This is a genomic window from Microbispora sp. ZYX-F-249, assembly GCF_039649665.1.
Classification (GTDB): Bacteria; Actinomycetota; Actinomycetes; order Streptosporangiales; family Streptosporangiaceae; genus Microbispora; species Microbispora maris.
In genome coordinates, this window is record NZ_JBDJAW010000050.1 from 1 (window position 1) to 12,328 (window position 12,328).

Sequence of the window (12,328 nt, forward strand, 5' to 3'; positions counted from 1 at the left end):
TGCATCCGGCGCCGGCCGACGCGGACGGCGACGGGCTCGGGGACGGCGAGGGGCTGGGCGAGGGGGACGGGGACGGGCTGGGCGAGGGGGACGGCGACGGGCTGGGGGACGGCGACGACGACGGCGAGGCGCTGGGGCTGGGACTGGGCGAGGACTCGGCGCCGGGCGCCGTGCCCCAGATGAGGCGGCCGTCGTTGCCGTACAGCGTCATGTGGTCGGCGCCCTTGGCCGACCAGTCGTTGGACGGGTCCCACGTCGCGCCGTCGGCGACGCCGATGCGCAGCTGCACCTCGCGGCGGAACTCCGACTGGCCGCCCGGGAAGATGAGCGTCCCGGTGCAGTCGACCTCGGCGTAGTAGATGCGCCCCTCCAGCAGGTGCGGCCCGGTGGGCTGCTTGCACTGCGTGTAGGACGTGCTCACCGTGACCTGGCTCGCCGTGGTCGAGCCGTCGAGCGTGAAGTAGTAGCGGAACTTCGCCTTGTCGAGCACGGTCGCCGGCCAGGCCGACTTGTTGATGACGTACGTCTTGGCCGCCGTCTCCCTGGCCGTGTGGGTGATGGCCGGCTCCAGGGAGAACTCGGGGCCGTCGGGCGTCTCGCGCGGCAGCGTGGCCAGGGGCGTGCCGCCGTACTCGCCGTAGAGGACGGCGAGCGAGCTGGTGATGCCGGAGTTGAAGTCGAGCGCGACCTCGTTCTTCACGTAGTCGCCGCGGCTGTCGGTGTAGGCGTCGGCGCCGTCCGGGCCGCCCACGAGGGCGCCGTACAGGATGTGCCTGCTGACGGCGGGCTCGCCGTCGGGGCCGGCGTTGGTCCAGGAGCCGTGCGCACCGCGGTGGTGCGGGTTGCGCGGCGGGTTGGTCCCGAAGCCGATCATGTAGCTGGAGCGGCGCGGGTTGTCGCCGAGCGCGTAGTCGACCTGGCGCTTGCCGAAGTCGTGGTAGCGCGCGTAGAGCGGGTCGCCGGAGCCGAGGAAGTCGGCGTATCTCATCGCGACGAAGGCCGTGTTGGCGGCCATGCGCAGCGAGGCCCAGTAGAAGATGTAGGCGAGGCCGCCGGGCGTGATCGTGCCCTTCTTGCCCTTGTAACCGACCGTCCAGTAGTCGAGGTAGCGCTGGACGTCGTCCTTGTACTTCTGCTCGCCGGTCAGCTCGGCCATCTGCTCGTAGACGGCGTACTGCTTGTCGTTCCAGCCGAAGCCGAAGTTGAAGACCGGCACCTGGACGCCGTTGCTCCCCGGGTCCTCCTGCGTGCCCATCTTCGGGTAGAACTCACGCGCCCGGGTGAGGTAGCTCGCGGTGCCGGTGGCCCGGTAGAGCCAGACGGAGGCCCAGGCCAGCTCGTCCCAGTACATCTTCGTGGCGCCCTCGACCTGGCCGCCCTCGCCGGTGGAGTTGTAGAAGCCCTGCGCGGCGCTGACGCAGTTCACGTACGCGGTGTCGCGGCCGTTCGTGCCCTTGGTCGTGTCGGCGAACGTGAACAGCTGCTTGGCGTGGGTGAGCAGCGTGTCGGCGTACGCCGGGTCGGTCGGCCGGAAGACGACCGACGAGGCGGCCATCGCGGCGGCGGTCTCGGCGGCGACGTCGGTGCCCGGGCACGACGCGGTGATCTTGTAGACGGGCCGCTTGTGGCCCTTGGCCTCGACGGTCTCCGGCGCGCCCCAGTAGGAGTGGTCCTCGCCGCCGTCGCCGACCTGGACGTACAGGACGTTCGGCTCGGGATGGGCGTGGATGAAGTAGTCGTTCGACTGCCGGAGCGTGCGCAGCAGGTACGGCAACTGGCCCGAGCGCTCGTACGACGCCCGATAGTCCGCGCCGCCCCAGGCCAGGGTGGTGGTCATGGACGCCATCGGAAAGCCGAACTTCACATGGTCGCCGGCGTCGTAGAAGCCGCCGGAAAGGTCCACCCCCGCGGACTTCCCGTCGTTGACGGTCGAGTCGGCCCGCCAGGTCACCCGGTTGCCGGACGGCAGGTGCCCCGACTCCTGTGCCTCGTAGAACAGGAACGACTTCTGCAGCGCCTCGCCGTAGTTGAAGGAGGCGGCCGAGACGGGGGTGGAGGTCGCGGTGACGGCCAGCAGGGCGCCGGCCAGTGCGGTCGCCGTGCTCGCGCTCAGCAGCCGTCGCGGTAGTCGCATCACGTGCCCCTCGGAAGGACGACGGGCCGGCCCCGGGCATGCGGGGCCGCCCCGGAACGGGCGGGACGATCTCGGGAGGGCTCCCGCCCGGATGGTGCGTATGCGAGGTGGCGCGATCCAAGCACGGTCCGGTCACGGACCCCGTACGGCCAGGTCAGAGCGGCCGAGGACACGTCGCGGTGCTGAAACTTTCAGCTCGCCGCCCCGCCGGCGGGGACGACTGCCGGCGGGGCGGCGGCTCGGCCGGCTACGCCTGCACCGGCGCGGGCGAGTACGTCTCGACGTCGTGGTGCCGCATCCGGTGGATCAGCGTGTCCAGCGCCCAGGCGCCGGGCCCGAAGACGGCGATGAGGAAGAACGACCAGCAGAACATGGCCGCCGCCTCGCCGCCGTTCTGCAGCGGGAACAGGTTCTGCGGCGCGTGGACCACGAAGTAGGCGTACGCCATCGAGCCCGAGCAGAGCAGCGCGCTGACACGGGTGAGCAGCCCGGCGAGGACGAGGGTCCCGAACACCAGCTGGATGGCCGCCGCCCACCAGCTCGGCCACGTGCCGAACGGCACGGCCTGGCCGGTTCCGCGGTTGCCGCCCAGCACGCCGAAGATCGTGGCCGCGCCGTGGCAGACGAACAGCAGCCCCGTCACGATGCGGAAGAGCGAGAGGACTGGCCCGCGGATCTGGTCCGATTTCATGTGATCACCTTCTTGTCGTGCCTACCGGGTGGGCCTCGCCGCGTACGCGCGATCGCACTGCGGGCCGGCCCATGGAAACGCGCCGGAAAATAACCCGGCGAAAGAGAAAGGGAAAACCCCGGCCGCCGCCTATCGAGAGTCAGTGGGCAGTAAACCGGCCGTCATTTCCGCCGTCCCGTGGCTCACATTGTCGGCGAATTGGACGTCCGGCGGCGGGGAGCCGCGCGGGAGTGCGCCCAAAGAGGCGGATTCCCTGGTCAAAGCCTGGAACGAGCGGCATCGTCGCTGATGTCGCGGTGTTTCGCCATGGACCACGGTGGCCGCGCCTCGCTTATTCAGCGGCGAATAAGCGGCGGGCGGCGTAGTCCCAAGATTGCTTATAGGGGTACCCCTAGTCAAGAGTTCAAGTAATTCTCCGTCAGGCCGCTGCCACGTGCCGTCGGCGTACGTGTGGTGGCACCCCGGTCACCTGCCGCTTCTTCGGACGGGTGATCCGCCTAATTCCGGAAGGCCGCGTGAAACTTTCTCGCGGATCTCGCTTGGTGATGCGGCTATCGCGGTCCGTCACCATCGCGGACGTGCGCGGGCTACCTCGTCCACAGGCATTCCTGCGCCGTCCGCACGAGTGCCATCAAGCCAGGCGACAGCCGTTCGCCCCGCCACGCGAGCGCGTAGGTCAGGCGGAGGTCGCCCGCGTCCAGGGGGACGAAGGCGACGTCGTCCCTGCGGACGGACGTGACGACGAGGAGCGGAGTGGGCAGCAGGCCGACGCCGGCCGCGACCAGGTCGAGCGCGGCGGCGAAGTCGTCGATCTCGTCGGCCACCACGTGCTGCCGGTGCGGCCCGACGCGGGCGGCCAGCCGTGCCCACACCCCGCCGGGCGGGCGTTCGCGCGGCATCAGCACGCGATGCCGCGCGAGCCGCTCGGGCTGCAGGTGCGGCAGGCCGGCGAGCGGGTCCCCGGCCGGTACGGCCAGGTGACCGACGGGCACGTGGAAACGGGCGACCGTGGTCAGCTCCCGCGGGAAGGGCGCGGCCAGGATGGCCGCGGTCACCTCGCCGGCGGCGAGGGCCGCGACGGCGGCGGCGCGGCCGGCCGGGCGCAGTTCCACCTCCGCCGGAGGATCGTGGCGTGCCATCCGGCGGGCGATCCGCGCCGCGAGCCCGCCGGCGAGCGGGGGATAGGCCAGGCGGACACCGTCGTACTCCGGCGCGGCGAGCCGTCTCGCCTCGGCCGAGAAGGCGGCCGCCGACTCCAGCAGCGCCTCGGCGTACGGCAGCAGCGCCTTGCCTGCGGGTGACAGGTGGACCTCCCGGCTCGTCCGCTCGAACAGGCGGACCCCGAGCGCGCGCTCGAGACGGCCGACGGCCTGGCTCGCGGCGGGCTGGGAGACGCCCAGCTCGGCGGCGGCGCGGGAGAAGCTGAGATGCCGGGCCACGACGGCGAAGCAGCCGATGTCGCGCAGCGGCGGGCCGGAGTCCACGCTCCAGTATGGGGAGATCAGGCGGTCGGGCGCAGACGCAGGTCGCACCCCGTCTGGCGGTAGAACGTCAACTGGTCGTAGTAGACCCGCCCGCTGGCGAACACGCCGTCGTCGCCCATCGTGTAGGCGCCCGCCGCCGGGAGGACCACGCGGCGGCCGGTGCCCGTGATCTCCGTGCCGCCCGGCAGCAGCAGCACGCCGGTGTGGGTGCCGCTGAACGTCCACTCCACGACGATGGTGTCGTCGAGGACGGTTCGTGCGGTGGTCTCGTTGTGCATGTCGGGGAACGCCGTGAAGAGCTGCCGGAAGTACCAGCCGATCTGCTCGTGGCCCTCCATCACCCCGGCGGGCGTGACGAAGACGGCCCTCGCGCCGAAGCAGCGGAGCACCCGCTCCTCGTCCTGGGAGCCGATCGCGTCCGTGAGCGCGTCGAGCAGCGCGCCGATCTCGGTCATCCGCCTCCCCGGTCCCGTCCTGGAACTCCTACCCACGGCGACGGATGACGACGCCGTGGCCCAGGCGGGGGCTCAGGGTTCGGATGGACGCACCGGGGATGTCAGGGCTTGCGCGCGACGCCGCACAGCGCGTCGACCTCGGGCGCCTCGCCGAACTGGCTGGGCTCGGGCCGCCATCGGGACACCGACACCACGCCCGGCTCCAGCAGCGTGAGACCGTCGAAGAAGCGCGCGAACTGCTCGGGCGTCCGCAGCCGGTAGGGGTCGCCGCCCTCGGCGCGGATGCGCTCGGCCTCGTCGGCGGCCTCGGGCGCGACGACCTTCGTGCCGTCCTCGAAGACCAGATGACTGCCGGACGGCAGGGCGTCCATGAGGTGACGCACGATCCCGTACGCCTCGTCGTCGTCGAGCACCTGGCCCATGATCCCCAGCAGCATGAGCGCCACCGGCCGGTCGAAGTCGAGCGTCTTCGACGCGGCCCGCAGGATCTTGTCCGGTTCGCGTACGTCGGCCTCGATGTAGTCGGTCACGCCGGGCGGGCTGCTGGTCAGCAGGGCGTTGGCGTGCACCAGCACCAGGGGGTCGTTGTCGACGTACACGATCCGCGACTCCGGCGCCACCCGCTGGGCCACCTGGTGGGTGTTGTCGGCGGTCGGCAGGCCGGTGCCGATGTCGAGGAACTGCCGGATGCCGGCCTCTCCCGCCAGGTGCCGTACGGCACGGCCGAGAAAGCCCCGCGACTGCCGCGCGATGTCCACGATGCCGGGGTACGCCTGCCGGATCTGCTGGCCGAGCTCGCGGTCGACGGTGAAGTGGTCCTTGCCGCCCAGGAAGTAGTTCCAGATGCGTGCCGAGTGGGGCACGCTCGTGTCGAGCTTGGGGCGGTGCTCCTCGCCGGAACCGTCCGCCGGTACTTCGCTCACCGGTCCTCCTGCCGTCAAGTGATCACCCCACACCTTAGATAATCGGGCGTCCGCCGCGAAAGCCGTACGGACGGGGGCTTGAGTCTCCAGCCGCTGGACGGTCCACACTCGGGGTCATGGACGACGACGAGGAGCTGTTCACCATCGGACGGCTCTCGCGCCGCACCGGGCTGCCGGTGCGCACGATCCGGTACTGGTCGGACATCGGCGCGCTGCCGCCGGCCGGGCGGAGCGAGGGAGGCTACCGGCTCTACGACGCGGGCGCCGTGGCCCGGCTGGAGCTCGTCAAGACGCTGCGCGAGCTCGGCCTCGGCCTCGGCGACGTACGCCGGGTGCTGGAGCGGAGGGCCACCCTGGCCGAGGTCGCCGCCGTCCACGTCAGCGCACTGGACGCGCAGATCCGCACCCTGCGGCTGCGGCGCGCGGTGCTCGGCGCCGTCGCGAGGCGGCGGTCCGATGCGGAGGAGATGAAACGGTTGAACGACCTGGCACGGCTGTCCGCCGAGGAACGGCGGCGAATCATCGAGGACTTCGTGGACGAGGTCTTCGGCGGCCTGGACGCCGATCCCGAGTTGCGGCGCAGGCTGCGGCACACCCAGATCGACCTGCCGGACGACCCCACGCCCGAGCAGGTGGACGCCTGGGTGGAGCTCGCCGGGCTCGTACGCGACCCGGACTTCCGGCGGCGCATGCGCGACGTGGTGGAGCAGAACACCCGCGGCCGGGCGGGACAGGAGCCGGGGGCCTTCATGTGGTTCGCCAAGAAGGTCGCCTGGGTCGCCGGGGAGGCGCGCGAGCAGGGCGTGCGCCCGGAGTCGCCCGAAGCCGCCGAGTTCGTCGCCCGCCTGCTCGGCGACATGGACGCCGCCGGCCGGGCGGCCGTCAGGGAGCGCCTGGAGGCCGGCCTGTTCGCCGAGGCCGAGCGCTACCGGCATCTCATGGCCGTGATCAACGGCCGGGAGCCCAAGCCGTCCCACGCGGACGACTTCGCCTGGCTCCTCGAGGCCCTCCGCGCCCACCCCTGAGCAGGAGAGCCGGACGCCATCCGGGCCGGCGGTGAGAGCCGGTCCCGCGAGGCGGCGACGTGATGCGCGTGCCGCCACGCTTCGGTTCCGGCCGAATTGTCCGCGGGCGACGATGAGGTATGTCGTCGGCGAGAACTCCTTCCGTTCCCGGCCGGGGCGCCCCGCCCCGGGGACGCCGGACGGTCCTCGTCGTGATGTGCGCGGGCATGTTCCTCGTGCAACTCGACGTGACCGTCGTCAACGTCGCCCTGCCGCACATCGGCGCGGACCTCCGCACGGGCCTGCCGGGTATGCAGTGGGTCGTCGACTCCTACACGGTCGTGCTGGCCGCGTGCCTGCTCGCGGCCGGCGTCGTGGGGGACCGGATCGGACACCGTGCCGTCGCCGTCGCGGGGCTCGCCCTCTTCGGCGCCGCCTCCCTGCTGTGCGGTCTCGCCCCCGGGATCGGCACGCTGGTCGCGGCCCGCGCCCTGCAGGGCTTCGCCGCCGCGCTGCTGCTGCCCAGCACCCTCGCCGTGGTCACCGCGACGTTTCCGGACCGCGCGGAACAGGCCCGCGCCCTCGGCATCTGGGCGGGGGTGTCCGCGCTGGCGCTGCCCTGCGGCCCGGTGCTCGGCGGCCTGCTCGTCACCCTCGCCGGCTGGCGCTCGGTCTTCCTCGTCAACCTGCCCGTCGTCGTGGCCGCCATCGTGCTCACCCTTCGCCGTGTCCGCGGGGACGAGCCCTCGTCCGGCCGGCGGCTGGACGTCCCCGGGGTGCTCGCCGCGGCCGTCGTTTTGCTGACCCTCACCTACTGCGCCATCGCGTACGGCCACTCGGGAGTGTCGGCCCGGACGGCGGGAGCCGCCATGGTCGCCGTGCTCGCCGCGGCCGCCCTGGCCCGATGGGAACGCCGGGCTCCCGAGCCCCTCTTCCCGCCGTCCGTCGTCGGCGACTCCCGCTTCGTCGGGGCCAACGCCGTCGCCGCGCTGATGAACTTCGTGGGGATCGGCGTCGTCTTCGTCGTCACCCTGTATCTCCAGGGCGTCCGCCACTACGACGCCCTGTCCGCCGGTGTCATGCTGCTGCCGCTGTTCGCCCCTCTCGCGCTGTGCGCGCCGTTCACCGGACGGCTCGCCGCCCGCTCCGGACCCCGGCTCCCGATGCTGGGCGGGCTGCTGCTCGGCGCGTCCGGCGCCGCCTGCCTGACGCTGGTCACCCCGGCGGGCCCCTACGCGGCGCTCCTCCCCGCGCTCCTCGGGCTCGGCCTGGGCATGGGCCTGCTCACCGCGTCCGTGGTCGCGGCGGCGCTGCGCGCGGGACCGCCGTCCCGCCCCGGCCTGTCCTCCGGCGTCAACAACACCGCACGGCAGGCGGCGGGCGCCCTCGGGGTCGCCGTCCTCGGCGCCGTCGCGGGGGATCCCGCCGACGCCGAGAGGTTCACCTCGGGCCTGCGATGGGCCGGCGTCCTTTCGGCCCTGCTGTGGATCGCCGCGATCGTCATCACCCTCCGTACGGTGCCGGGCCGCCGGGACCGGGACGCCCCTGCCGGGCGCCGGTGAGTCGCGCCGGCAGGCCGATCCGCTCGCGTACGGCCTTCCGGAAGTCCCGGCGCGTGCGGTGGCCGAGGTCCCCAGGCCGCACGCGGCCCGCCGCCATCGCGATCTCCCGCTGGACGCGGGCTTCGCGGCGCCCGGCGCCCGTGAGCGGGCGTTCCGATGAGCCCATTCGGTCAGGACATGGAGATGACCTGCCCGGTGATGTGACGGGCCTGGTGCGAGGCCAGGAAGACGATCACCTCGGCCACCTCCTCCGGCGTGCCGACGTGCCCCAGCGGGCCGGCCGCGCGGACGGCCTTCTCGACCGCCGGGGTGACCCAGCCGGTGTCGGTGGCGGGCGGGCGGAGCATGTTCGCCGTGATCCCGTAGCGGCCGAGTTCGGCGGCGGCCGACATGGTGTAGTTCTCCTGCGCCGCCTTGGCCGCGCCGTAGGACACCTCCTCGGGGAACCCCGCAGGCCCGCCGGAGGTGAGCCCGATGATCCGCCCCCAGGTGGCGCCGCGCCGCACATGGCGACGGGCGAACTCCGCGATCAGCAGGGCCGGTGCGCGCACGTCCACGGCGAACTGCCGGTCGTGAGAGTCGGCGTCCACCGGACGCAGCGCCCGCCCGAAGCGGTCCCGCGCGTCGGGAAGGAAGGTGTCGGCCAGCCAGCCGCTGGCATTGTTGACCAGGATCTCCACCGGTCCGAAGGCCGCCTCCGCCCGGTCGAACAGCCCGCCGACCGCGTGGGCGCGCGTGAGGTCGGCCTCCACCTGTTCGGCCTGGCCGCCCTCCCGCCGGATCCGGGTCACGACCTCCTGGGCGTCCCGCGCCCGCAGCCTGCCGTACGCCTCGGGGAAGGCCGGATCATCGGCGTGCTCGGCAGGATCGAGGCGCTTGTAGGTGAGGAGGACCGCCGCCCCGCAGGTGGCGAGGGCGACCGCGGTGGCCGCGCCGATGCCCTGGTTGGCCCCGGTGACCAGCGCCACCCGGCCCGTCAGTCGAGGATTGATCACCGCCAGGAGTCTGGCACTCGCCGAGCTACTCGGGCCACGGATTTTCTCCGGGTGGTCGCCTGCGACGGGACCCCGGCAGGAATGTCGGTGGCCGCGGCTACGGTTCGCCCGTGACGATGTTCGATCTCTCACGACCGGCGGCGGCGGCGGGGGCCGTCCGTTTCGAGGAAGGCTTCTGATGGTCACGGTCGAAGACGTGCGACGAGTCGCGCTGGCGCTGCCCCGCACCGAGGAGGCGCTGGTGCGCGACCATGTGAAATTCCGGATCAGGGGCATCGTGTACGCCTCCGTCTCGCCGGACGAGACCCTGATGGGCTTCGCGTTCCCCAAGGAGGAGCGGGCGGCCCTCGTGGCCTCCGAGCCGGACAAGTTCCTCATGCCTCTGCCCTCGGACGAGCGCTACCAGTGGGTCCGGGTCAGGATGGCGGCCATCGACGAGGCCGAGATGCGGGAGCTCGTCGTCGACGCCTGGCGCATGGTGGTCCCCAAAAGGGTCGCGGCGGCGTACGACGCGAGCTGACCGCTCGTCGAACTCCTCGCTCCTCTCCTTGACAGCCGGGGATCGCCGCCCTTGTTCAGGAGGCCGTTCTCTGGGCGTCACGAAGTTTGGGCACCGCCAATTCCGCCGCCCGCCTGCTGAGCCCGGGGTCGAAGGTCGCGAAGAAACCGTCGCTCACGAGCAGTGTGACGGTGTTTCCGGCTCCGATCAGCACGAGGTCCGTCGCGTAGATCGGCTCCGGGTTCATCTCGGGAATCACCTTGCTGTATCTGATCCCGTACGCCCAGCTTCCCACTCTGCCGACGGAGAGCCTGGTGATACCCACCTTGGCGGTACGGGTATTCGCCTTGACCCCGGCGCAGTCGCGGACCATGACCATGCCCGCCTTCTTCCAGGAGGACACGGCGGAGGAGGTGCCGCTGAGCGCGAACTGCCTGATCCCCGCCGGGTCGCCCTCCTTGTCGATGAAGACCGCCGCCTTGCTTCTCAGGAGCGGTTTCAGCGCACCGACCGCCTTCGCGCACTTCTTCGTGTGGGCCTGGTCGGCCTTCAGCGTCTCGCGATTGCGTTTGGTGTTGGGGGTGTAGTCGTCGCCGAAATCCTCGGGGGTCAGCAGTGCCGCGCGCAACTGGGCGGGTGTCAGGGGCTTGCCGGATCCGGCGGCCGTCGCGGGAACGGCGGAGGCCAGCAGGACGGAGGCGGCGAGACCGCCCAAGATCGCAGATCGCATGGGACGGGATACTAGAACTTTCCGGAGAAACCCACCCCCTCCTCGGCGCACATCGTCGCGATCGAGCGGGCCCGCCGTCAGGAGTTCCGCGCCGCCTCAGGCGCGGGCGCCGCCGTCGACGCACAGGACCGTGCCGGTCACGAAGGAGGAGCGGTCGCTCAGCAACCAGGCGGCGGCCTCGGCGATCTCCGCCGGGTCGGCCCCGCGGCGCAGCGGTGTCTGCGCGATCAGCTGCTCCTGGAGACCGGGGGATTCCGCCTCCCAGGAGCGGATCATGTCGGTGAGCGTGTTGCCGGGGGCGATCGCGTTGACGCGGATGCCTTCGGGGCCGTAGGTGACGGCGGCCGACTCGGTGAGGCTGTTGACCGCCCGCTTCATCGCACCGTAGGCCGGCAGCTCGGGGTTGCCCCGCAGGCTGCCGACGGACGAGTTGTTGACGATGGCGCCCGTGCCGGCGGTGGCCCGGATCGCCTCCACCTCGGCGACCATGGACTGCCAGACGCCCTTGAGGTTCACGGCGTAGATGTCGTCGAAGTCGGCCTCCGGCATCCGGTCCATCGGGCCGGGCCGCTGGATCGCCGCCCCGTTGTTGAAGGCGACGTCGAGCCGGCCGTACAGGTCCACGGCGCGGCTCACGGCGGCGCGCACGCTCGCCGCGTCGGCCAGGTCGCACACGACGTGGTCCGCGGTGCCGCCCGCCGCCCGGATCTCCTCGGTCACCGCCTTCAGCTGGGCCTCGGTCCGGGCCGCGAGCAGCACCCGGGCGCCCTCCCGGGCGAACAGCCGCGCCGCCGCGGCTCCGATACCGCGTCCGGCGCCGCTGACGAAGGCGACCTTGCCGGCCAGCAGGCCCGCGGCGGGTGTGAGCGTCTCGGTGATCGGTGTGTTGTCCATGGCACTCAGCCTTCGCCGGTGGGCGTGGCGTATCCAGGCACCGGCGGTACCTGGATCGCCGGCGCGTCCCGGTCACACTGGAGGTATGGACCGACGAGAACTGGCCGGATTCCTGCGCAGCAGGCGCGAGCGGATCACCCCCGCCGACGTGGGACTGCCCGCGGGGCCGCGGCGCCGCACTCCGGGGCTGCGCCGTGAGGAGGTGGCGCAGCTGGCGTTCATCTCGGCCGAGTACTACACCCGGCTGGAGCAGGCTCGTGGCCCGCGCCCCTCGCGCGAGGTGCTGGCCGGGCTGGCCCGGGCCCTGCGCCTGTCGGACGCCGAGCGCGCCCACCTCCACCACCTCGCCGGCGCCCCGCCCGCCCCGCCGCCGGGGCCCCCGCGCGAGGTGCGGCAGAGCATCCTGGACCTGCTGGGGAGGCTGCCGCAGACCGCCGCGTTCGTGACGTCCGCGACGCTCGAGGTGCTCGCCTGGAACGACCTGGCGGCCGCTCTCATGGAGGACTTCTCCGCCCTGCCGCGGCGCGACCGCAACCTGGTGCGCCGCGTGTTCCTCGGACCACACCGCGAGGGACGGCGGTTGTACGGGGTCTCCGACGCGGAGGAATTCGCCCGCCACGCGGCCCGGCGCCTGCGTGCCGCCGCCGCCCGCTACCCCGACGCGCCCGAGGTGACCGAGCTGGTGGACGAGCTCCTCGCGAAGAGCGTGGAGTTCGCACGGCTGTGGGGATCCCACGACGTGGGGAGCGGGCCCACCCTGTGCAAGACCTTCCGGCACCCGATGGTCGGCCCGGTCACCGTCAACTGCGACGTCCTCGACATCACCGACCGCGACCAGCAGGTGGTGATCTACACCGCCGTCCCCGGTTCGCCGTCCGAGGAGGCGCTGCGGCTGCTGTCGGTCATCGGCACCCAGCGCATGGACGCCCCCCGCTGAGTCACATCCGGCCCCGCGGC

At 72.3% G+C, this 12,328-nt stretch carries 12 protein-coding genes; 4 read left to right on the forward strand and 8 right to left on the reverse strand.

Annotation, left to right across the window (positions count from 1 at the left end; all coding sequences use genetic code 11):
• From AAH991_RS35310 to AAH991_RS35330, 5 genes are all read right to left on the reverse strand, one after another.
• The coding region (locus tag AAH991_RS35310) for a glycoside hydrolase family 9 protein (protein WP_346230284.1) at window positions 1–2,134 on the reverse strand (2,134 nt) is incomplete at its 3' end.
• A gap of 247 nt (window positions 2,135–2,381) precedes the next feature.
• Window positions 2,382–2,825, reverse strand: coding sequence for a DoxX family protein (locus AAH991_RS35315; RefSeq protein WP_346230285.1), 444 nt, complete (start codon window positions 2,823–2,825; stop codon window positions 2,382–2,384).
• A gap of 587 nt (window positions 2,826–3,412) precedes the next feature.
• Window positions 3,413–4,309, reverse strand: coding sequence for a LysR family transcriptional regulator (locus AAH991_RS35320; RefSeq protein ID WP_346230286.1), 897 nt, complete (start codon window positions 4,307–4,309; stop codon window positions 3,413–3,415).
• Window positions 4,310–4,326: 17 nt separating this feature from the next.
• Window positions 4,327–4,764, reverse strand: a complete 438-nt coding sequence (locus AAH991_RS35325) for an ester cyclase (protein WP_346230287.1) — start codon at window positions 4,762–4,764, stop codon at window positions 4,327–4,329.
• Window positions 4,765–4,865: 101 nt separating this feature from the next.
• Window positions 4,866–5,687 carry an SAM-dependent methyltransferase gene (locus AAH991_RS35330; RefSeq protein ID WP_346230288.1) on the reverse strand — a complete coding sequence of 274 codons (822 nt, stop codon included), beginning with the start codon at window positions 5,685–5,687 and terminating at the stop codon, window positions 4,866–4,868.
• Window positions 5,688–5,803: 116 nt separating this feature from the next.
• Here AAH991_RS35330 and AAH991_RS35335 point away from each other — a divergent pair, with 116 nt between their 5' ends.
• Both AAH991_RS35335 and AAH991_RS35340 read left to right on the forward strand, forming a co-directional pair.
• Window positions 5,804–6,712: a helix-turn-helix domain-containing protein gene (locus tag AAH991_RS35335; protein WP_346230289.1), complete on the forward strand. Its 909-nt coding sequence runs from the start codon at window positions 5,804–5,806 to the stop codon at window positions 6,710–6,712.
• 206 nt (window positions 6,713–6,918) lie between these two features.
• Window positions 6,919–8,253 (forward strand): MFS transporter, encoded by a 1,335-nt coding sequence (locus AAH991_RS35340; RefSeq protein WP_346230290.1) that lies wholly within the window; start codon window positions 6,919–6,921, stop codon window positions 8,251–8,253.
• 170 nt (window positions 8,254–8,423) lie between these two features.
• On the opposite strand, the gene AAH991_RS35345 is transcribed toward AAH991_RS35340, so the two are convergent.
• Entirely contained in the window at window positions 8,424–9,248 is an 825-nt protein-coding gene (locus AAH991_RS35345; RefSeq protein ID WP_346230291.1) for an SDR family NAD(P)-dependent oxidoreductase, read from the reverse strand.
• 178 nt (window positions 9,249–9,426) lie between these two features.
• Between AAH991_RS35345 and AAH991_RS35350 the strand changes: the two genes are divergently transcribed.
• Window positions 9,427–9,768 carry an MmcQ/YjbR family DNA-binding protein gene (locus tag AAH991_RS35350; protein ID WP_346230292.1) on the forward strand — a complete coding sequence of 114 codons (342 nt, stop codon included), beginning with the start codon at window positions 9,427–9,429 and terminating at the stop codon, window positions 9,766–9,768.
• 55 nt (window positions 9,769–9,823) lie between these two features.
• Here the strand turns inward: AAH991_RS35350 and AAH991_RS35355 are convergent, their stop codons facing one another.
• Together AAH991_RS35355 and AAH991_RS35360 are read right to left on the reverse strand one after the other, a co-directional pair.
• Window positions 9,824–10,477 (reverse strand): hypothetical protein, encoded by a 654-nt coding sequence (locus AAH991_RS35355; RefSeq protein ID WP_346230293.1) that lies wholly within the window; start codon window positions 10,475–10,477, stop codon window positions 9,824–9,826.
• Between the two features lie 96 nt (window positions 10,478–10,573).
• On the reverse strand, window positions 10,574–11,371 hold the full coding sequence (locus tag AAH991_RS35360) for an SDR family NAD(P)-dependent oxidoreductase (RefSeq protein WP_346230294.1): 798 nt from the start codon (window positions 11,369–11,371) through the stop codon (window positions 10,574–10,576).
• An 85-nt stretch (window positions 11,372–11,456) separates the two neighbouring features.
• On the opposite strand from AAH991_RS35360, the gene AAH991_RS35365 reads away from it, so the two are divergent.
• Window positions 11,457–12,308: a helix-turn-helix transcriptional regulator gene (locus AAH991_RS35365; RefSeq protein ID WP_346230295.1), complete on the forward strand. Its 852-nt coding sequence runs from the start codon at window positions 11,457–11,459 to the stop codon at window positions 12,306–12,308.
• The last annotated feature ends 20 nt before the right edge of the window (window positions 12,309–12,328 follow it).

Coding starts and splice junctions, on each gene's coding strand:
- AAH991_RS35315 (WP_346230285.1), bottom strand. CDS start 2,825: ATGAAATCGGACCAGATCCGCGGGCCAGTCCTCTCGCTCTTCCGCATC.
- AAH991_RS35325 (WP_346230287.1), bottom strand. CDS start 4,764: ATGACCGAGATCGGCGCGCTGCTCGACGCGCTCACGGACGCGATCGGC.
- AAH991_RS35335 (WP_346230289.1), top strand. CDS start 5,804: ATGGACGACGACGAGGAGCTGTTCACCATCGGACGGCTCTCGCGCCGC.
- AAH991_RS35340 (WP_346230290.1), top strand. CDS start 6,919: ATGTTCCTCGTGCAACTCGACGTGACCGTCGTCAACGTCGCCCTGCCG.
- AAH991_RS35350 (WP_346230292.1), top strand. CDS start 9,427: ATGGTCACGGTCGAAGACGTGCGACGAGTCGCGCTGGCGCTGCCCCGC.
- AAH991_RS35355 (WP_346230293.1), bottom strand. CDS start 10,477: ATGCGATCTGCGATCTTGGGCGGTCTCGCCGCCTCCGTCCTGCTGGCC.
- AAH991_RS35360 (WP_346230294.1), bottom strand. CDS start 11,371: ATGGACAACACACCGATCACCGAGACGCTCACACCCGCCGCGGGCCTG.
- AAH991_RS35365 (WP_346230295.1), top strand. CDS start 11,457: ATGGACCGACGAGAACTGGCCGGATTCCTGCGCAGCAGGCGCGAGCGG.